This is a genomic window from Enterococcus sp. 5H, from assembly GCF_028128615.1.
In the GTDB taxonomy this organism is placed as follows: Bacteria; Bacillota; Bacilli; order Lactobacillales; family Enterococcaceae; genus Enterococcus_L.
This window is the reverse complement of sequence record NZ_AMDP01000014.1, coordinates 169,538-190,017: the sequence shown is the minus strand read 5'-3', so window position 1 is coordinate 190,017 and position 20,480 is coordinate 169,538. Positions and strand designations below refer to the sequence as shown.

The 20,480-nt window shown below is 34.5% G+C and carries 17 protein-coding genes and 1 pseudogene; 9 read left to right on the top strand and 9 right to left on the bottom strand.

The window, feature by feature from the left end; translation table 11 throughout:
* Positions 1–4: 4 nt before the first annotated feature.
* Positions 5–637 (top strand): pentapeptide repeat-containing protein, encoded by a 633-nt coding sequence (locus C240_RS04545; protein WP_271491568.1) that lies wholly within the window; start codon positions 5–7, stop codon positions 635–637.
* 199 nt (positions 638–836) lie between these two features.
* Positions 837–1,292 (top strand): annotated as a pseudogene (tnpA, locus tag C240_RS04540) (IS200/IS605 family transposase).
* A gap of 148 nt (positions 1,293–1,440) precedes the next feature.
* Here tnpA and C240_RS04535 read toward each other — a convergent pair.
* Entirely contained in the window at positions 1,441–2,373 is a 933-nt protein-coding gene (locus C240_RS04535; RefSeq protein ID WP_271491565.1) for an N-acetylmuramoyl-L-alanine amidase, read from the bottom strand.
* 501 nt (positions 2,374–2,874) lie between these two features.
* On the opposite strand from C240_RS04535, the gene mvk reads away from it, so the two are divergent.
* From mvk to fni, 4 genes are read left to right on the top strand one after another with little or no spacing between them, the layout of a single operon-like run.
* The gene (gene mvk / locus C240_RS04530) at positions 2,875–3,819 is read left to right on the top strand and encodes a mevalonate kinase (RefSeq protein WP_271491562.1); all 945 of its coding nucleotides are present in this window, start codon (positions 2,875–2,877) and stop codon (positions 3,817–3,819) included.
* A complete protein-coding gene (mvaD, locus tag C240_RS04525; RefSeq protein ID WP_271491630.1) occupies positions 3,819–4,817 on the top strand; it encodes a diphosphomevalonate decarboxylase in 999 nt (332 codons plus the stop codon). Before mvk ends, mvaD begins: the two co-directional genes overlap by 1 nt.
* Positions 4,814–5,911 carry a phosphomevalonate kinase gene (locus tag C240_RS04520; RefSeq protein ID WP_271491559.1) on the top strand — a complete coding sequence of 366 codons (1,098 nt, stop codon included), beginning with the start codon at positions 4,814–4,816 and terminating at the stop codon, positions 5,909–5,911. The genes mvaD and C240_RS04520 overlap by 4 nt, the downstream gene beginning before the upstream one ends.
* Positions 5,895–6,944 carry a type 2 isopentenyl-diphosphate Delta-isomerase gene (gene fni / locus C240_RS04515; protein WP_271491556.1) on the top strand — a complete coding sequence of 350 codons (1,050 nt, stop codon included), beginning with the start codon at positions 5,895–5,897 and terminating at the stop codon, positions 6,942–6,944. The genes C240_RS04520 and fni overlap by 17 nt, the downstream gene beginning before the upstream one ends.
* 262 nt (positions 6,945–7,206) lie before the next feature.
* Here the strand turns inward: fni and C240_RS04510 are convergent, their stop codons facing one another.
* From C240_RS04510 to adhE, 6 genes are all read right to left on the bottom strand, one after another.
* Complete coding sequence (locus tag C240_RS04510) at positions 7,207–7,812, bottom strand: ABC transporter ATP-binding protein (RefSeq protein WP_271491554.1); 606 nt, start codon at positions 7,810–7,812, stop codon at positions 7,207–7,209.
* Positions 7,813–7,820: 8 nt separating this feature from the next.
* Positions 7,821–9,806: a hypothetical protein gene (locus C240_RS04505; protein WP_271491552.1), complete on the bottom strand. Its 1,986-nt coding sequence runs from the start codon at positions 9,804–9,806 to the stop codon at positions 7,821–7,823.
* Positions 9,807–9,897: 91 nt separating this feature from the next.
* Positions 9,898–10,182, bottom strand: coding sequence for a lactococcin 972 family bacteriocin (locus C240_RS04500; RefSeq protein WP_271491549.1), 285 nt, complete (start codon positions 10,180–10,182; stop codon positions 9,898–9,900).
* A gap of 163 nt (positions 10,183–10,345) precedes the next feature.
* Positions 10,346–11,209, bottom strand: a complete 864-nt coding sequence (locus tag C240_RS04495) for a VOC family protein (protein ID WP_271491546.1) — start codon at positions 11,207–11,209, stop codon at positions 10,346–10,348.
* A gap of 83 nt (positions 11,210–11,292) precedes the next feature.
* Complete coding sequence (locus C240_RS04490) at positions 11,293–11,724, bottom strand: GNAT family N-acetyltransferase (RefSeq protein ID WP_271491544.1); 432 nt, start codon at positions 11,722–11,724, stop codon at positions 11,293–11,295.
* Between the two features lie 90 nt (positions 11,725–11,814).
* Positions 11,815–14,412, bottom strand: a complete 2,598-nt coding sequence (gene adhE, locus C240_RS04485) for a bifunctional acetaldehyde-CoA/alcohol dehydrogenase (protein ID WP_271491542.1) — start codon at positions 14,410–14,412, stop codon at positions 11,815–11,817.
* Positions 14,413–14,790: 378 nt separating this feature from the next.
* Between adhE and C240_RS04480 the strand changes: the two genes are divergently transcribed.
* The 3 genes from C240_RS04480 to C240_RS04470 all read left to right on the top strand — a co-directional run bounded on the left by C240_RS04480 (position 14,791) and on the right by C240_RS04470 (position 19,041).
* Positions 14,791–15,543, top strand: coding sequence for a MurR/RpiR family transcriptional regulator (locus C240_RS04480; RefSeq protein ID WP_271491540.1), 753 nt, complete (start codon positions 14,791–14,793; stop codon positions 15,541–15,543).
* Between the two features lie 591 nt (positions 15,544–16,134).
* Positions 16,135–17,466: a PTS sugar transporter subunit IIC gene (locus C240_RS04475; RefSeq protein ID WP_271491538.1), complete on the top strand. Its 1,332-nt coding sequence runs from the start codon at positions 16,135–16,137 to the stop codon at positions 17,464–17,466.
* A 144-nt stretch (positions 17,467–17,610) separates the two neighbouring features.
* Entirely contained in the window at positions 17,611–19,041 is a 1,431-nt protein-coding gene (locus tag C240_RS04470; RefSeq protein WP_271491535.1) for a 6-phospho-beta-glucosidase, read from the top strand.
* Between the two features lie 211 nt (positions 19,042–19,252).
* Here the strand turns inward: C240_RS04470 and C240_RS04465 are convergent, their stop codons facing one another.
* Both C240_RS04465 and C240_RS04460 read right to left on the bottom strand, forming a co-directional pair.
* A complete protein-coding gene (locus tag C240_RS04465) occupies positions 19,253–19,525 on the bottom strand; it encodes a hypothetical protein (RefSeq protein WP_271491532.1) in 273 nt (90 codons plus the stop codon).
* 340 nt (positions 19,526–19,865) lie between these two features.
* On the bottom strand, positions 19,866–20,480 hold the full coding sequence (locus C240_RS04460) for a TipC family immunity protein (RefSeq protein ID WP_271491529.1): 615 nt from the start codon (positions 20,478–20,480) through the stop codon (positions 19,866–19,868).

Genomic DNA, 20,480 nt, shown 5'->3' with positions numbered 1-20,480 from the left:
AGGTATGAAAATAAAAGAACCTGTTGCGCCAGCGTTACCTAGGTTAAGTCACAGTGATTTCATTTCATTAGAAGATGAAATTATTATTGAAGGAATTGCATTAACCGATCAAAATTTAAGCTATCAGGATGTACGTAATTTAATTATTAGAGAATGCCAATTTGACAAGTTAGTCATGAATCGAAATCATCTTGAACAATTTGAATGCAGCAATGTGATTTTTAGAAATTGTGACTTTTCCAATACTGAGTGGATTGGGGCAAGTTTTCATCAAGTTCAATTTATTCAATGTAAATTGACTGGAACAAACTTTGCGGAAAGTTATTTACGCGACTGCCTTTTTGAAGACTGTTTAGCGGATTATGCTTCTTTTAGTTCAACTAATCAAAAGGTAGTTCATTTTAAGAAAACTAGTTTAAACCAGACAGAATTTGTTGAAGTAACTTGGAACAATCTTTTATTTGACCAATGTTCATTGACTGGTAGTAGCTGGTTTCACACAAAGTTAGCTGATCTTGATTTAAAACAAAGTACTTTTGAAAAAATTGCTTTGTCACAAGAATTTATGGCTGGTTTAAAAGTCACAACTGAACAAGCCGTGACAATCGCTGCGGGACTGGGTTTAATTATTGAATAATCTAAAATGAGTCAAAATCGAACTTGATTTTGGCTCATTTTTTATTATGTCTTCAGACCCAGTTGAGTACGCGAAGCGTGCGAAACAAAAAACCACCTGCTATGCGGGTGGAAAAGTAAAAGTTATACAAAAAAATCTCTCCACAAGAGTTACAATATAGTTGTTCAGGCCATATTGAAAACGAAAGGAAGAGATCTAATTGGGAACTAAGACAAATAGCCTAGCCCATACAAAGTGGTTATGCAAATACCATATTGTATTCACCCCAAAGTATAGAAGAAAAATCATTTATAATCAATACCGAGCAAGTCTACAAGAGATAATTAAGCGATTGTGTAGCTACAAAGGAGTAGAGATATTGGAAGGTCATATGATGCCAGATCATGTCCACCTACTGCTGAGTATTCCACCGAAGATAAGTGTCTCAAGTTTTATGGGTTATCTGAAAGGAAAAAGCGCGATGATGATATTCGATAAGCATGCAAATTTAAAGTATAAATTTGGGAATCGTCACTTCTGAGCAGAAGGCTATTATGTGAGTACAGTGGGATTGAATGAAGTAACTATAAAGAAATACATTCAAGAGCAGGAAAAACATGATAAAGTGATAGATAAGTTAAGTACAAAAGAATATGCGAACCCTTTTAAAGGTTAGAGAGTGATAACCTACCTCTTAAGAGGTGGCAAAAGTGACAAAACCAATGTGGCTTGAACGTAAAGTGAAAGCCAGCGTCTTAAGGCGCTGGCTAGTACTAGAGGCTTATAGCCTCAGAGCAAACCACCCTTTTGAAGGGTGGTTATGATTAGTTAGCAGACTGAAAATAAGTGGTCAATCCTTCAATAATTGCGTTGGCTACAGTTGTCTGATATTCTTCGGTATTAAAAATAGCTAAGTCATAATCTGAGTTCATATATCCTAATTCCAGTAAAAGAGCTGGTTGTGTGTTCTCTCGCAGTACCTGATAATTTCCATAAGTGACTCCTCGATTTTCTAAAGGTAAATTAGTAGCCAACGCTTCATTGACAGTATCAGCTAAGTCTCCATATGTTTCATAATAATAATACGTGGTCGTTCCTGTAGCTTCGTTCATATTTTCTGAAGAGTCATAATGTAAACTAATAAAAATGTCAGCTTCATTTTCATTACTTATCTCAACAACTTCCGCTAAGTCTTCCGTTATATCTCCATCTCTAGTTAAAATGACTGTGCTTCCTTGCTCTTCTAACGCAGCTTTAATTATTTCCGCTGTCTCTAAAGTAACATCTTTTTCATAGATCCAACCAGAATTACTGATTGCTCCAGTATCATCACCACCATGTCCAGGATTCAAAACAATGGTTGCTTCTGCTAGTGACTTAGGCATCGTTTGTGCCGGACGTTCTATTAACTGGCTGTCATTTGGGGAGATATAGCCAATGTCTCCATCGTTAGTTATGACTTGATACCATTGATCCGTTACCTCTTGCAGCTCTAATAGCTCACCGCGATTAATTTCGGCAATTTTTTTACTTTTCTCTGACGCTTCACTATATAAGCTTGCATCCTCTTTACCAACTTTGACAAGCTGTTCTACTGAAGTATCATCGTCTTCTACGGATAAAGCCAAGGCTTGTTGTGTTGTATCTTCTGTTATCTCATTAGCTGTATGAGTGTATAGCCCTTTGCTTCGCTTTAAGTAGCCTGCACCTAGTAAAATAATAACCACTAATAAACTATAAAATAGACGTCTTTTCATTTTCAAACCTCCACAGTCTCTTGTCTCACTTTTAATGATAAAACTAGAAACTTAAATGATCCTTAAACAGAAAAAATGATACTATTCTTTTAATTACATCACGTCATTTCAATTAACTTCTTAATTTTCTCCTTAAAAAAGAATCTAATGATTTTACTTCATCCACTTTTTTGGTAAACTAGTCTAAGTTGAAAACACTTCTTGCTAATTTGTTTTCGTCACTTTACATACAAAAAACCGTACTTACTTTAATAGCAACCACATGTGATACTAGTTATTTGCGTTATATTGAAGAAAGTTTTTCACAACTTTTTTTGACTATTGGTCGTACTTATTTACTACTTAACTTCACAAATGCTAATACAATTAATCTTTTTGGTGCTTTGCTCGTAGGAATCGTTTGTGGTACTCTTAATAGGATAAGTGTTAAACTATGATCTTGTGTGGTACATCTTAGTATATAAATCATTTGATATTTTAATAAAAGGACTGTTTACTATAATGAACAAAGAAAAAACTGGTTACGGTCAAGCAACAGGTAAAATAATTTTGATGGGCGAACATTCTGTAGTATATGGTGAACCAGCTATTGCCTTCCCTTTCAAAGAAGCCGTAATCACAACAAATATAGCACTTGCAACTGTCACGACTTTGGATTGTCACTATTTTTCCGGAGAATTGGCAGATTTTCCGTCGCAGTTAAAAAGTGTTAAAGAAGTAATTAATCAAGCCTTGATTGCTCTTCATCAAGAGAACGTACCTTTGAAGATAACCATCACTAGCTCTATTCCCCCAGAACGCGGAATGGGTTCTAGCGCTGCGGTTGCCGTTTCTATCGTTCGTGCGTTGTTTGATTTTTTCGATGCTGAATGTTCACCAGAATTATTATTACCACTAGTTAATTTTGCGGAAAAAATTGCGCATGGTAATCCTAGTGGGATTGATGCTGCTGCAACCAGTGGAGATGAACCGATCTTTTTTATTAAAGGTCATTCCCTAGAGACTTTTTCAATGAATGTATCTAAAGGATACTTGATTGTTGCTGACACAGGTATCAAAGGGCAGACTAGAGAAGCAGTTAAAGATGTAGCTCATCTTTTTAAACAAAATAAAAAGACTGTTTCACGTCATATCACTGAATTAGGACGTTTAACCAAGCTAGCTAAGCAAGCTATTTTGACAGATGATATCCATTTACTTGGTGCAAGTATGGATCAAGCACAAAAACAGCTTCAAGCACTAACTGTTAGTAATCAACAACTGGATCAACTAGTTTCAACAGCTAAAGATCATGGCGCTATAGGTGCAAAGCTTACTGGCGGTGGTCGTGGCGGTTGCATGATTGCATTGAGTGATTCAAAAGAGCAAGCAATCATTATTGCAAAAGCTCTAGCAGATTCTGGAGCAAAAAAAACATGGATTCAATCATTAGAGGTGAAAAAATAATGTACGTTGGTAAAGCACGCGCCTATACAAATATTGCATTAATCAAATACTGGGGTAAAAAGGATGAAGAATTAATTTTACCTATGAATAGCAGCCTTTCATTAACTTTAGATGCTTTTTATACCGAAACCAGTGTGATTTTTGATGAAGAATTAACGGAAGATATCTTTTATTTAGATGGCATAAAACAAAATACGAAACAAACAGCTAAAGTAGCTAAATTTTTATCCCTTGTTCGTCAACAACAAGATGTATCGTTGTTTGCCAAAGTAGATAGTAAAAATTTTGTACCAACAGCAGCTGGATTAGCCTCTTCTGCCAGCGGTTTAGCGGCTCTTGCAGGTGCTTGCAGTGAAGCCTTAAATTTAAATTTAAGTCCAAAAGATTTATCTCGTTTAGCTCGACGCGGATCGGGTTCTGCCTGCCGTAGTATTTTTGGTGGTTTTGCTGAATGGAAAAAAGGCGATTCGGACCAAACCTCTTTCGGAAAAGCGATTGATTCTGACGGTTGGGAAAATGATTTAGCGATGCTGTTTGTTTTAGTTGATGATGGAGTAAAAGATATTTCCAGTCGTGACGGTATGCGCCGCACTGTTGAAACATCAAGTTTTTATTCTGGCTGGCTGAAAACCACTGAAGAAGATTTAGTCACCGCTAAAAAAGCTATTGCAGAAAAAGACTTTATTAAGCTTGGTGAAGTGACCGAAGCAAACGGTTTGCGCATGCATGGGACAACATTAGCTGCCGTCCCCCCATTTACTTATTGGTCACCTGAAAGCATCAAAGTTATGCAATTAGTACGTCAGATGCGTCAACAAGGAATTCCATGCTATTTTACAATGGATGCTGGTCCAAATGTTAAAATTTTAGTAGAAAAGAAAAATCTGACTGCTTTAAAAACATTTTTTGCAGATCATTTTGCGAAATCGCAATTGATAACTGCGAATGCTGGACCCGAAATTGCTTTAATACCAGTGGAAGGAGCAGAAAAATTATGATAGAAGTTATGACGCCGGGAAAATTATTTATTGCTGGAGAATATGCCGTTGTAGAGCCGGGACATCCTGCAATTCTAGTTGCAGTCGATCAATTTGTCACGGTAACTCTTGATACAGCTGAAAACGTAGGTAGTATTCAGTCAGCCCAATATAGCTCACTTCCTGTTCGTTGGACAAGAAAAAATAATGAACTAGTCTTAGATATTCGGGAAAACCCGTTTCACTATGTACTAGCTGCGATACGTCTAACTGAAAAATATGCCCAAGAACAAAATAAAAAATTGTCTTTCTATCACTTAAAGGTAACAAGTGAATTAGATAATTCCAATGGTCGAAAATATGGTTTAGGTTCCAGCGGTGCAGTTACTGTTGCAACTGTGAAAGCCTTAGGTTTACTTTATGATTTACATTTAACTGAAGCAGATATCTTTAAATTATCTGCTCTTGCACATCTAGAAGTTCAAGGAAATGGTTCTTGTGGAGACATTGCTGCTAGTTGTTATGGCGGCTGGATTGCTTTTTCTACTTTTGATCACCAATGGATAAAGGATCAAACTAATAAAATGAGTTTGACCGATTTACTTCAAATATCATGGCCAAAATTAATGATTAAGCCGTTAACTGTTCCTAAAAAATTACGTCTGCTTATTGGCTGGACAGGCAGCCCTGCATCAACATCTGATTTGGTCGATCAAGTTAATCAATCAAAAGAAGTTCAAGAAATCGCTTATCAACAATTTCTGGATCAAAGTAAAAGCTGTGTTGAGACAATGATTGATGGTTTTCATTCGCAAAATATTTCTTTAATCCAAAAACAAATTGGTCAAAACAGACTATTGCTTCAACAATTAACGTCAATAACTGGTGTCGCAATTGAAACGCCAGCATTAAAAAAATTATGTGATTTAGCTGAACCTTATGGCGGAGCAGCTAAATCTTCTGGTGCCGGCGGTGGTGATTGCGGTATTGTAATCTTTAAGCAAAAATCAGGAATTCTTCCTTTAATGACTGCTTGGGAAAAAGATGGGATTACCCCGCTGCCATTACATGTATACTCTTACGGAAAGAAGGAGAAAAATGAATCGAAAAGATGAACACATCTCATTAGCCAAAGCTTTTCATAAAGAAAAAAGCAATGATTTTGATCAGATTCGCTTTGTACATCATTCATTTTCAGAAACAGCTATAGATGAAGTTGACCTTTCAACATCATTTTGCGGATTATCCTTCAAACAACCTTTTTACATCAATGCCATGACAGGCGGGAGTGAACGTGCTAAAGAAATCAATCAGCAGTTAGGAATTATTGCTAGAGAAACTGGTGTTATGACTGCTATTGGCTCAGTAAATGCTGCTTTAAAAGATCCAAGTTTAAAAGAGACTTATCAAATCATGCGCAAAGAAAACCCAAACGGTGTTATTTGGGCAAATATCGGTGCGGGGCTTTCTTTAGAAGAAGCCAAAAGAGCTGTTGATTTACTGGATGCTAACGGCCTGCAAATCCATATCAACCTACCACAAGAACTTGTTATGCCGGAAGGTGACCGAAATTTCCATGGTTGGTTGGATAATATTGAAGATATTGTTGCTCATTTACCTGTACCAGTCATTGTCAAAGAAGTCGGCTTTGGTATGAGTAGTGAAACCATTGAACAATTAGTCTGGCGTGGTGTTAAAGCGATTGACGTTAGTGGACAAGGTGGAACAAGTTTTACTCAAATTGAAAATGCACGTCGAAAAAAAAGAGAGTTAAATTTCTTAACAGATTGGGGACAATCAACCGTTCTCTCTCTGTTAGAATCCGCGAATTGGCAACGAGATGTAACTATCCTAGCTTCGGGTGGCATTCGACAATCTTTTGATATTGTGAAAGCTCTGAGTTTAGGGGCAAAAAGTGCGGGAGTTGCTGGGACTATTTTGAACCATCTGATGATCTATGGTTTAGATGACACAATTGAACTTATTCATCAATGGGAAGACGAGCTGAAAATGCTATATACTTTACTTGGTAAAAAGAATACTGCTGAATTAATAACAACAGATATAATTTTTTCAAGCGAAATTATTCATTGGTGTGAAAGTCGTGGTATTGCATATCAGCCTTTTGCGAAAAGGAATTCTAAATAAGCATATAGGTTAAAATAGTATGCGCCCGTAAATTTGTATGTGAAAAATACAAATTTACGGGCGCATATTTAAACTGGAAAATTAGTTTTACGTCACATACTACATCCGAATAAACGCTGGTAAAAAATAAGCTGCATTATCATACCAAACATTATCCATTAAAAAGTTCATGGTAAACGTTGTCTTAGTAGTCTAATTGTAGTTTTTACTAGCTACCCATAGTATGATTTTAAACTGTAGCTTTACTTAATTTATGAACCATTTATTCTTCATCTAAATTGATAATTCTATCAAAATATTTAATAAAATCTTGATTATGAGTCACAACTAAAACAATTTTCCCTTGACTACTAAAATCTTTTAAAACCTCCATAACAAATTCACCATTCTTCTTATCCAAAGACGCCGTTGGTTCATCAGCAAAAATTATTTTAGGATTTTTCAAAATTAATCTAACAAGTGCTACCCGTTGTTGTTCTCCACCACTTAACTCATACACTTTTGAATTTAATAATTCCCCTATTCCATGTTTTTTCAACAACGACTTTATTCTACTTTCATCATCCGAAACAATTTTTAGATTTTCTTTGACCGTTTCATTGTCCATTAAAGCAAAATTTTGAAATAAAAAACCTGCTTCATATTTAAAAAAATTTTTCTTATTCTTTTTGGTAATTTGATTGTCACCATAAATAATTGAACCATGTGTTAATTTTTCAAGTTGTCCTATACAGTTAAGCAAGGTTGTTTTGCCACATCCACTAGCACCTATTATTCCCAGCATTTCCCCGGGAGCAATAGTAAATGATAAATTTTTAAATATATAATTGTTTCTATACTTTTTACCTATATTGTTAATTCTCAACATCGTGTCTTTTAGTTCTCCTTTTTTATAATATCTAAACGTTTGATCTTTTCTGAAATAATAATTGTAAAAAATAGCAAGATCGTTTCAAAAATTATCAAGCTGCAAACAATAGGAAAATATTCTTTATCAAAACTTGTTATGAACCCTAATGTAGTAAATGATACTAACAAAACAATTAGACAATATAGATAATGTCTAGTAAAAAAACTCATTCCAAATATGTATTGCAAAAATAATTTTTTTTGATTTAATTCAACATAAGATAAACTAATATAAAATTGAACTACTATAAAAATAATAAACAAAATAACCAAAGATACAATCTTCAATGAGTATTCCTGTCGATTTCTCTTTAGCATATTGATAGCAGAATCTTGAGCTGAAATTAGTCCAAAAAACTCTTCTTCTAACTTATTATTTTCAATAAATTGATTGACCTGATCTTTATTTGAAAATAAGTATTGTCCCTGAGAAACGTTTGCGATTAGATTTCCAATATTAGTACCAATTGCTTTCAGTGAAACGACTAATATAATTGGGTTTTTAGATAAACTATACTCTGGGTATTCAGCATTAAAATTGAATACTTCTTGGTCAGACTCAACATAAATCGTCTCCAATTCTCCTTTAAAATTCTTAGAGGATTCATCGTATAAATTTTGGTAGATAGAAATTACTTCTTCTGCTTCTTGTTCAATCCTTTTCGTTTGAACTTTTTCTTTTTCAGGAATTAGAACGTAAAATTTATTATCTGATAATGAGTTCAACTTGTTTCCTGCATAATCCATAATTGAAGAAATTTTTAAAAAATTATGATTAATTGTCATAAAAGGCACAGAATCTATATATAATGAGCTTCCACCTACTTCATTTAAAAAATATTCGTTGTTTACAGCTAATATTCCACCGTTACTTTCAGCCTCTTCAAACAAAGGATATAACTTTTTATTGATCTCCATAAATTCCTTTTTTCGTTCTAGTTCAGATTTATTTGCATTTGGAAATAATGTTGTTGCATTACTAAAATGTAATTGGTGATAGTTACTATTTTTCTCCCATTGCGAAAGTCCTTTATATGCTTCATTATTTTTTTTCAATTCAGCTGAAAGACTTGCAGCGAAAAAAACAAATACAACTAGGATAACTATTTTTAGGGCTAAATTTAGTCCAATAGATACATTAGATGGTCTTTTCCCTTTAATCTTTTCTATTGTCTTTTCTGATTTACAAACCAGCATAGACGTTCCCGTATTGAGTAAAGACGTACAAAGAATAATGATTATGCCGATAAGTAAATATATTTTCCAAAATACAGGATACATAAAAATGAATACAGCAACACTACAAGTTATGATTACAATATCAAACACATCTTCTTTGAAAGATAATAAAGTAATACTTTTTCCATGTATCTCCCAAATCCCATACTTTTTCATCTGAGCAATTTTACTAAAAACATTTGCTAACATAGTTGCAAAAATTAGAATAGTAGACAATAAACCTATAGTAGAAAATAAACTGCCTAAAAAAAGTAATACCACACTGACTTTTTCAATATTCACTATCAGACCTAAAGATTCAAAATCTGCTTTAGCACTTTGAGGTAATTTTTCGGTTAAAGCATAACTTCCTACTACATTTTCATTAGTTAGTTCACTACTATCGAAAAAAAGGACTTTTGTTTGAAAATCTGTACTGTTATATGAATAATTAGATTTTTCTCCCACTGAAAATGTAAATATTTTTTTGAGTTCATCACCTTCTGAATCAGTACTGAATACTATTTTATGTACATCAACATTATTCGCTTGAGCGTAGCTTTTCAATGCTAAATATATCTCTTTTGCACTAGTTTCTCTATCCCATTCTTCAACTTCAATTGTTGCTTTGACACTTGGTATTGATAAATCAACTGACTCTTTTAAAATAACCGATAACGTATAAAATAAGCAAAATAAAGTGATAATTAGTAATACTCGATAAATTTTTTTCATACTATTTTCCTTCAAATGATAAAATAAAATTGAGACAGAGGTATTCAATCCTAAAAAATTAGAAAAGAGTTACTTCTGTCTCGATATTTATTTACGCATTTCCCCAATATGATTTATTTCCGCTAAACGCACGTTGAACAGTTGCATTTGCCGATCCACCTGAACTTGCGTAACTAGTCCTAGTTGTTTTACCTTTAGCTGTCACATACACACGTTTACCTCTAGGATGATACGAACCCCAAGTTGTACCATATCCTGGAACCCCCGTTACACCACCGTAAAAAGTATTAAAAGCAACAGCTGCAGCAGATACTCCACCCCCGAATAAAAATAACAATGCACCAACTACTAAAACTTTTCTTTTCAAATTCTTCATTATAAACAACTCCTTTCTTTTTATGTAATTATTTTATAACATAATGGAATAAATGTAAAGTTATTTTCTGAACATTCAGAAAATAATACACTGAAAATACCCCGAAAATTAGCTTTAAGCTAAATTATCAAGGTATTTTTACTTCAATCAACATTATTTAAAATTATGCTTCATACGCTTCTTTCAATTTTGCCAAATCAATTCGTTTCATTTTATACAATTCCTGCATTACCCGATATGCGCGATCCGGATCAGAGTTATCCAATAATTTTCCCATATCTTGTGTCACTGTCTGCCAACATACGCCGTACTCATCTTCCATCCAGCCACAAGGCCACTCTTTTCCTTTAGTCGTAACGGCTAACCATAAACGGTCAATTTCTGCTTGATCTTTACAATAAACGTAAAAAGATGTCGCCATTGTAAAGGTAAACGCATGATCTACCGCACCACCATCCATTACTCTAAAAGGTTGTCCATGCATTGTAAATAGACCTTGAGCAACTGTTCCATCTGGATTTTTTTCAACATATTCCACATGACCATCACCAAATATATCAATCCAGTTATTCATTGCTGCTTCAGCTTTTCCTGACTTATCTTGCGTAAATAAAAATGCAGGCGTTACTGATTGAGGTCGCTCTGCCAACACCAATTGCCATGAAACTCCGTATTGATCGTTTAACCAGCCAAATTTAGGACTAAATGGATACTCTCCGTATTCCATTAAAACAGTACCATTTTGGCTCAGCTTATTCCAAAGTTGGTCAATTTGTTCTTCTGTTTCACATTCTACATAAAATGAAATAGCTGGTGTAAAATCAAACTCTGGTCCACCGTTTAACAAAATGAATTCTTGTCCGGCAATTGTCATCGTTACAGTTAAAACAGATCCTTTTGGCTGATGCTCACTATCAACATAATAGTCTACATGATTGATTTTTCCTTGTTCAAATGCATCCGCATAAAATTCTGCAGCAGCTTCCACACTTCCATCAAACCATAAACATGGAGAAAATTTTGGCATTCTAATTCATCCTTTCTTGTTTCAATAATATAATTCCTAATTTCATTATATCTTCTGGATGTCTTATTTGAAAAAATCTCGCTCTAATTGAATAACTTATTAAAATTAATTTGTTTTTTCACCTCTTTGTAGCCTAAGTGCTCATAAAATTTATGCGCTTGCGTTCGCTCTAATCCAGAATTCAGTCTAATTCCATCAGCCCCACTTTCTTTTGCCCATTCTTCTGCATGGATTAGCAATGCTTTACCAATCCCTTGGTTGTGACAAGCTGGTTCTACAGCAAGACCCAAAACATTCATCAAACGTGGTCCATAGGTACATACATATTCAGCAAGCTGGATATAACCTACGACATTTCCGTCGATTTCTTTCACAAATAATTGATTCGTTGGTGATGACAATAAATAAACTAGCTGTTTTTCCGCTTCTTCTAAAGGGTATTCATGCTGCAATGTAAAAGTATTCAAGTGATTGATTGCTTTGATATCTGTTAATTTAGTTTCTCTAATAGTCATTTGTTGTTCCTCCCAACATTTTAGTGCTATTATACATCTTATCGTAAAAAAAGAAGAGTAACTTTTCAGCTACTCTTCTTCATACTTTTATTAACCGTTATAAGCGTCAATAATAATTTGTTTTAATTCACTAATCAATGGTTCTTTTGGATTAGCTGTAGTACATTGATCTTCATAAGCTAGTTCAGCCATATGATCTACAGTAGAATCAAGAATTTCTTGTGTTACACCTTGTGCTTTCAAGTTCATATCGATTCCTACAGATACACCTAAATCGTAAACAGCTTTTGCAAGTGAATCCACTAATTCAGCTGTATTTTTCCCTTTAAGACCTAAGAATTTCGCAATATCAGCGTAATCTGTATCAGCACGGAAGTAGTCATATTTAGGGAACATTGCATGTTTTGAAGGATCTTTGGCATTGTAACGGATAATGTGCGGTAATAAAATCGCATTTGTACGTCCGTGAGGAATACCATATTCTCCACCAATTTTATGTGCCACTGAGTGACAAATTCCCAAGAAGGCGTTGGCAAAAGCCATACCAGCCATTGTTGATGCGTTATGCATTTTTTCACGGCTTTCAGCGTCTGGGCGTTTCACTGAGTTTTCTAAATGTTCAAAGACTAATTTAATTGCTTGTAAGCTTAAACCACGTGTGTAATCAGATGCCATTACTGAAACATAAGATTCAATCGCATGAGTTAATACGTCCATACCAGTATCGGCAGTTACAGAAGCTGGAACTGACATAACGAATTGTGGATCAACGATTGCTACATCTGGTGTTAGTGCATAATCAGCTAATGGATATTTTACATGTGTTTCACTGTCAGTAATAACCGCAAAAGGTGTTACTTCTGAACCAGTACCAGATGTTGTTGGAATACATACGAATTGTGTTTTAACTGGTTTGTCAATTTTGTACGTACGTTTACGAATATCTAAGAATTTTTGTTTTGCGCCGAAGAATTCTGTATCTGGGTGCTCATAGAACATCCACATTCCTTTAGCCGCGTCCATTGCAGATCCGCCACCTAATGCGATAATGGTATCCGGTTTAAAGTCAACCATAACTTTTGTTCCAGCATATACTGTATTTGTAGATGGATTTGGTTCAACTGCTGAGAACACTTCAATTTGTACGTCGTTTTTACGTTTTTGTAACTCTTTGCGAACTGTATCTGCATAACCGAATTGAACCATTCCTGGGTCACAGACGATCATTACACGTTCTACGTTTTCCATTTTTTGTAGGTATTGTAATGAATTTTTTTCAAAGAAAATTTTTGGCGGTAATTTAAACCATTGCATATTATTTCTCCGTTTCGCTACAGTTTTCACGTTAATCAAGTTAACGGCAGATACGTTTTTAGATACAGAGTTTTTACCGTATGATCCACAACCTAAAGTTAATGACGGAATCATTTCGTTGTAGATATTACCAATTCCACCTTCAGCAGATGGAGAGTTAACTAAAATACGGCAAGCTTTCATGCGTAAACCAAATTTCACTTGTAAATCTTCATCTTCTGTATGAATCACAGCAGTATGTCCTAATCCGCCTAATTCAAGCATCGCTTCACATAAATCAAAAGCATGTTCAGCATTTTTAGCTTTCATCATTGCTAAAACAGGTGAAAGTTTTTCACGAGAAAGTGGGTATTCAGCTCCAGCTCCTTCAAGTTCAGCAATTAAGATTTTAGTGCCTTTTGGTACTTTAATGCCAGCTAATTCAGCAATGTGTTCAGCAGAGTAACCAACGATTGCTGGATTAACAGCATATTTACCTTCGTTCATAACTGCATCTTCTAATTTTTTCAATTCGTTTGGTTTAACGAAATAAACTTGATGTGCTTCAAATTCAGCTTTCACTGCTGCATAAACTTCTTTATCTACGATAACTGCTTGTTCAGAAGCACAAATCATACCATTATCAAATGATTTAGAAACGATTAAATCGTTAACTGCACGTTTGATTTTCGCAGTTTTTTCGATATATGAAGGAACATTACCAGGACCTACGCCTAATGCTGGCTTACCAGTTGAGTATGCTGATTTAACCATTGCCGCTCCACCAGTTGCTAAAACAATCGCGATTCCAGGATGATTCATTAAACCTGAAGTTGCTTCTAATGATGGTTGTTCGATCCATTGTACACAATTTTCAGGTGCACCAGCTTTAATTGCTGCATCACGAACGATACGCGCAGCCTCAGCAGAACATTTTTGCGCACTTGGATGGAAAGCAAACACGATTGGGTTACGTGTTTTAATTGCAATTAGAGCTTTAAAAATTGTTGTTGAAGTTGGATTTGTTGTCGGTGTAACCCCGCAGACAACTCCGACTGGTTCAGCAATTTCAATTAAACCAGTTTGTTCGTCTTGGTTAATTACGCCAACTGTTTTATCATGTTTAATACTGTTCCAGATATATTCTGATGCATACATATTTTTAATTGCTTTATCTTCATAAATTCCACGACCAGTTTCTTCTACTGCCATTTTCGCTAAAGGCATATGTTGATCTAAGGCAGCCATTGCCATTTGGTGCACAATGTGATCAACTTTTTCTTGATCAAAATCTTCCATTTCTTTTAAAGCAACATTTGCTTTTTTCGCTAGTTCATCAATCATTGCTTGTACATCAACTGTTTTCGCTTCTTCTTTTGTCATTGTTTTAGCCATTGTGATCCTCCTAGAAAGTGATTTATTTCAAAAACTCTTTGTTAACTATTTCACATGTATATCATACAACATTATTTTTTTCTTGTAAATAGTTTTTGTGATTTTTTTCACAACTTTTCGAAATTTTAAGATTTTCACTACTAATAAGCTAAGAAACAACCCTCAAATTAACATTACAGACTACTTATAACAAGCTTTTTTGATTTATTTGCCTAAATTATTGAATACTTCAAAAGTTCGCTTTTAGTTGCGAAGATATTTATCCCACTGGTTTGTTTGCTCTAAAATAGAAATTAGAAGCGAAATCCCCAGGTTTCCTGTACAATATAAAAAGATAAAACAAAAACTGGAATAGTTATTTTTATAGGAGGGATCTTTTTGTTTGATTTAGAAAAAGTTCAGTCATTAAATGAGTTAGAAATGCTTGTTTATCATTATATTTTAGATCATATGGAACAGATTCCTGAATTGACTATTCGCCAGCTTTCTGCAGACTGTCACGTTTCAACTTCAACGATTCTACGTTTTTGTACGAAAATGGGTTTTGCTGGTTTTTCAGAATTAAAATACGCCGTGAAAAAAGAAAAACAGCAACAACCGTTTGAACAATATTATGATGCAACACTCCATATAGATTCCTTTTTAAAACGCATTAACCAACAAACTTATTACGAAACATTGAAGCCAGCCATAAATATGATTGCTAACACGCGGCATGTAGTTTTCTCTGGTATTGGCACTAGCGGGATTCTTGGCAGTTACGGCAGTCGTTATTTTGCTAATATGGGCATTAATGCCTATAGTATTGATGATCCGTTTACACCGATTCCCCAAAGAGGGTTTGAAAATACATTAGCAATTATTCTATCTGTTTCAGGTGAAACAACCGAAGTAATTAAACAAGTAACTGATTTTAGACGTTCCAGCGCGAAAATTCTCAGCATTACCAATGATGAACATTCGACGATTGCTCGTTTAGCAGATTACAATATTTCCTATTATATGCCGGATGAGCGTTCACAATACAGTGATCCTTTTATTAATATTACGACACAAATTCCAGTTGTTGCATTGATTGAATTACTTGCACATCAGGCTAGTAAAATAATTTCAGATAAAAATACAGATTAGATAAGTAGTAAAGAGTCTGAGACAAAAGAGCTCCGAGAACCGGGTAGGTACTGTGCAACATCAACTCGGTTCTCGTTGTGTTTTACAGCAATAAGAAGGAATTCACGAAAATTGCCAAGAATCACCATGAGCTTGCGAATGGATGATGACTGGTACCTACTCGGTGCTCTTCAAATTTTTGAACCAAGTAGGTACTATTCTACATCAGTTCGTACCTCACTGTGTTTCATAGCAATTTCGACTTATTTCCGAAGCCTTCAATTCTTAGAGCTTTAGCTCTTAGAAATTGTTGTGATCGGAACGAAGTGCAGTAGCTGCTTTTTTATCGCCGTCTATTCGGATCTAGTGAGTGAAACAAAACTGATCTTTAGTTTTGTCCCACTCACTTTTTCGTCTAAAATAATTACTTTTGTTTTTTTGTTTGGTACATGTTCCTCAACGACCTTAAACTATTTAAATTATGCTAAATTTCTTTTATAGTATAAATGTAAACGTATTCAAAAAACATACAAAAGCAGCGGCCGCTTAAAATGAATACCACTACAAGCAATTATTGTTACTTACTTAGCCAAGACAAAGGAGAGGTTTAGAATGAATGAATGGATTAATGAAAAAGTTCTGCCGCCCGTTTTAAAATTCGTAAATACGAAAGCAATTACAGCATTAAGAAATGGTATGTTGTATACAATGCCTTTTACTATCGTCGGTTCCATTTTCTTACTTTTAGCTAATCTGCCAATCGAATCGGCAGCTCAATGGATTACTGACAGCGGTCTTGCGGTTTACTTTAATCAAGCATACGGTGCATCTTTTGCTATCATGTCTGTTTTCGCTGTTATCGGGATTGCTTATTCTTATGTAAAAACAGAAGGTTTTGAGGGTTTACCTGCCGGAATGATTTCACTTGTTGTCTTTATTTTATTTATGTCTTCTGAAATCACTGATACAGAAAGTGGTGTAACGATCGGCAATATTATCAATAAAGACTGGACTGCCGGTAAAGGAATGATTACCGCAATTATTGTCGGACTAATTGTCGGCTGGGTCTACAGCTGGTTCTTACGTCATGATATTCGGATTAAATTACCAGAAGCAGTACCTGAAAACGTAGCAAACTCATTTACAGCACTAATTCCAGCAGCAGCTTTAATTACTGGAGCAATGTTTGTTTATATTTTCTTTGATAAAGTCTTTAAAACAACGTTCTTTGATTTTATCTACAACGTATTGCAATCTCCACTGCAAGGTGTTACTGATTCCCTAGGTGGCGCATTAGTCCTTGGCTTCTTAGTTCCTCTATTTTGGTTCTTCGGCGTTCATGGATCAACTATCGTCGGTGGAATTATGGGCCCTATTTTACAAGCGAATTCTTTGGAAAATACTGATATTCTAAACTCTGGTAAAGCACTGACTGTTGCAAACGGTGGACACATCGTAACACAACAATTTTTAGATCAATTCTTAACTGTAACTGGTGCTGGAATGACAATTGGTTTAGTTGTCTACATGGTTTTCTTTGCAAAATCTGCACAATTTAAACAATTGGGTCGTTTGTCTATTGGTCCTGCGGTATTTAATATCAATGAACCGATTACATTTGCAACACCGATTGTTATGAACCCAATTATGGCAATTCCATTTATTTTAACACCTGTCGTTTCTTCAGTTATCACGTATTTTGCACTATACACGGGCTTGGTTCCATTGTTTACAGCGGTTCAAGTTCCTTGGACAACACCGCCAATTATTTCTGGTTTACTTGTAGGCGGATGGCAAGCAGCATTATTACAAATTTTCGTTTTAACACTTGGCTTCTTCATTTACCTACCTTTCGCTAGAAAAATGGATGCTATCAACTATGCACAAGAAACAAATCAACCAATTACTGAAGAAACATTAGAAGAAATCGAAGCACAAGCCTAAAAAAAGATTCCCCAAGATTGTTACAAAGATCCATTGCACATTGACTAAATCCGTTCAACTTATTCTTCCTATCGTGTGCAGTGGATCATTACAAGTAAAATAAATCGTTATAAAAGAACTTAGTACGTTAAAGGAGTAGATTTCATGTCAATTTTAAGAGAAGATTTTCTTTGGGGCGGCGCAGTTGCTGCTCATCAATTAGAAGGTGGTTGGGACCAAGGTGGTAAAGGAGTGAGTGTGGCTGATGTTATGACCGTTGGCGCTCATGGAGTACCCCGAAGAATCACTGATGGCGTTTTACAAGGAGAAAATTACCCGAACCATGAAGCGATTGATTTTTATCATCATTATAAAGAGGATGTAAAATTATTTGCTGATCTTGGACTAAACTGTTTCAGAACATCCATTGCCTGGACAAGGATTTTCCCCAATGGTGATGAAACCGAACCAAATGAAGAAGGATTACAATTTTACGATGATTTGTTTGATGAATGTTTGAAATATGGGATTGAACCTGTTATTACATTGTCTCACTTTGAAATGCCTTATCACTTAGTCACTGAATATGGTGGTTGGCGCAATCGTAAAATGATTGATTTCTTCGCTAAGTTTGCCCGTGTTTGTTTCGAACGATATAAAGATAAAGTGACGTATTGGATGACGTTCAATGAGATCAACAATCAAGCGAATTTTGCTGAAGATTTTGCACCATTTACCAACTCTGGTATTAAGTATCAGGAAGGCGAAGATCGTGAAAAAATCATGTATCAAGCAGCTCACTACGAATTAGTAGCCAGTGCCCAAGCTGTTAAAATTGGACATGAAATCAATCCGGATTTCCAAATTGGCTGTATGATTGCAATGTGTCCAATTTACCCATATTCCTGTGATCCAAAAGATATGATGATGTCGGTTAGTGCGATGCAAAAACGTTACTGGTTTACGGATGTTCATGTAAGAGGTCATTATCCAAGTTTTATGGAAAATTATCTAACTCGTAAAAGCTTTGATTTAGACATTACCGAACAGGATTTAACTGATTTAAGACATGGTTGTGTGGATTATATCGGTTTTAGTTATTATATGTCGTTTGCGATCAAAGATCATGATAAAGGTCCGGCTTTTGATTACGATGAGTCGAAAGATTTAGTGAAAAACCCTTATGTAGAAGCATCCGATTGGGGCTGGCAAATTGATCCGTTAGGCTTACGTTATGCCATGAACTGGTTTAACGAACGTTATGAATTACCGTTATTCATCGTTGAAAATGGTTTTGGTGCCATTGATGAAATTGAACCAGATGGTACTGTTAATGACCAATATCGAATTGAGTATTTAAAAGCTCATATCGAAATGATGAAAGAAGCTGTTGAATACGATGGTATTCCATTGATTGGTTACACACCTTGGGGCTTTATTGATTTAGTTTCTGCGGGGACTGGTGAGATGAAAAAACGCTACGGCTTTATCTATGTGGATAAGGATAATGAAGGTCAAGGGACACTGGCACGTTCTAAGAAAAAATCATTTGATTGGTATCAGCAAGTGATTAAGAGTAATGGTGAAAAGTTGTAAAAGGTTTTGATATAAAAAGTGAGCAGACAAAACAATGAAAAATTGTTTTATCTGCTCACTTTTAGCTAGTTTTATTATCTATTTAAATACACAAGATAATCTTACAAGAATAAAACCAACAATTTTTATTGAGAATATTGCCTAGTCAAGTGAGTGGAATATTCTCTTTTAAATTCTACGTTATCGACTTAAAATAGATGATTATATTAAATTATTCATACTCAACTTCTGTCATATCTCGAATAAAGCTCGGTTTTTGCATATGAATCAAAAAATCAGATAATATATTTACTTCCCTCAATTCATTTAGCAAAGATTCCGGCAAAGTGATTCTTAATGAAAAACTTCCTGATGGATATCTGTTTACAATATGAATATCTGATACATCGTATTTTTCATATTCACTACCAACGACATGTCTGTAATAAATTATATCTTTAGTTATTGGTAATCCTATTTCTTTTCTTACCTCTTTAGAAATCATATGTTTACTCCCTTATTAAAAAAATATCTTTCCAAATGATCAACTTCCCAGTAAATTTAAGAGAAAAGCGACTTTTTATAATTAGTAACCTAATCTTTTAACACAATATCTATCATATAATACTTCATCAGTTTTTCTATTTAATTGCTCTTTTGTCATATTATACTGACTAAGATATTTCTCTAACTGTTCATTATCTTCGATTAGGGTATTATCTTTCTTAGCTTCATCAAAAATATTTTTACTTTCAAGTATTCTCTGCTCTTATATTCGATAAAAGCTATAAATATACATAATACAACAATCTTGATTTTTTTCTTCATTTTTTACTTATTTCAATTTATTCTAAAAATGTATCTTTCTTGATTACCACTTTCCCAATATCCTTTGTAGAGAAACGACTAGGATAAGTATTGATCCAATCCTTGATAACTTTATTGTATAGGACTTTATCCGCTACTATTCGTACTTCTTCCTTTGAAATATTGTATTTATCAAAATATTTTTGGATTTGATCAGCGTTTTCTATATCCCATTTTTCTATGTTGTCATCTATAATGCTGATGTCTTCATTTAGATTTTTTGTTTTAATATTATACCTATATCCAATATCATAAGAGATACTGGAATCTATTTTTTTAGTATATCCTATATAAAACTCTTTTTTCGAAAACATAAAACTAAATGACAAAGACTCACCATTCTCCAAATATTCTTCTTTATAACTCTCAATTACTGGTCCTGCAACATTCTTGGTATCTGCTGTTTTTCTATCCCACCGTTCAATTTGTTTCATCTTTGGAAAGCCTTTTTGATTTAAAACATAACCAAGATCATCATATTCTGAGTAATATATTTCATCAAAAATATTTTTAACTTTTAGATATTCCCAACCTTTATAACCACCAAAGGCAATCAGTATCAGTAATATAATAAAAAAGATTTTTTTTTTCAT

Bases quoted from the DNA above. Each gene is read 5' to 3' on its own strand.
- C240_RS04545 (WP_271491568.1), top strand. From the start codon at position 5: ATGAAAATAAAAGAACCTGTTGCGCCAGCGTTACCTAGGTTAAGTCAC.
- C240_RS04535 (WP_271491565.1), bottom strand. From the start codon at position 2,373: ATGAAAAGACGTCTATTTTATAGTTTATTAGTGGTTATTATTTTACTA.
- mvk (WP_271491562.1), top strand. From the start codon at position 2,875: ATGAACAAAGAAAAAACTGGTTACGGTCAAGCAACAGGTAAAATAATT.
- mvaD (WP_271491630.1), top strand. From the start codon at position 3,819: ATGTACGTTGGTAAAGCACGCGCCTATACAAATATTGCATTAATCAAA.
- C240_RS04520 (WP_271491559.1), top strand. From the start codon at position 4,814: ATGATAGAAGTTATGACGCCGGGAAAATTATTTATTGCTGGAGAATAT.
- fni (WP_271491556.1), top strand. From the start codon at position 5,895: ATGAATCGAAAAGATGAACACATCTCATTAGCCAAAGCTTTTCATAAA.
- C240_RS04510 (WP_271491554.1), bottom strand. From the start codon at position 7,812: ATGTTGAGAATTAACAATATAGGTAAAAAGTATAGAAACAATTATATA.
- C240_RS04505 (WP_271491552.1), bottom strand. From the start codon at position 9,806: ATGAAAAAAATTTATCGAGTATTACTAATTATCACTTTATTTTGCTTA.
- C240_RS04500 (WP_271491549.1), bottom strand. From the start codon at position 10,182: ATGAAGAATTTGAAAAGAAAAGTTTTAGTAGTTGGTGCATTGTTATTT.
- C240_RS04495 (WP_271491546.1), bottom strand. From the start codon at position 11,209: ATGCCAAAATTTTCTCCATGTTTATGGTTTGATGGAAGTGTGGAAGCT.
- C240_RS04490 (WP_271491544.1), bottom strand. From the start codon at position 11,724: ATGACTATTAGAGAAACTAAATTAACAGATATCAAAGCAATCAATCAC.
- adhE (WP_271491542.1), bottom strand. From the start codon at position 14,412: ATGGCTAAAACAATGACAAAAGAAGAAGCGAAAACAGTTGATGTACAA.
- C240_RS04475 (WP_271491538.1), top strand. From the start codon at position 16,135: ATGAATGAATGGATTAATGAAAAAGTTCTGCCGCCCGTTTTAAAATTC.
- C240_RS04470 (WP_271491535.1), top strand. From the start codon at position 17,611: ATGTCAATTTTAAGAGAAGATTTTCTTTGGGGCGGCGCAGTTGCTGCT.
- C240_RS04465 (WP_271491532.1), bottom strand. From the start codon at position 19,525: ATGATTTCTAAAGAGGTAAGAAAAGAAATAGGATTACCAATAACTAAA.
- C240_RS04460 (WP_271491529.1), bottom strand. From the start codon at position 20,480: ATGAAAAAAAAAATCTTTTTTATTATATTACTGATACTGATTGCCTTT.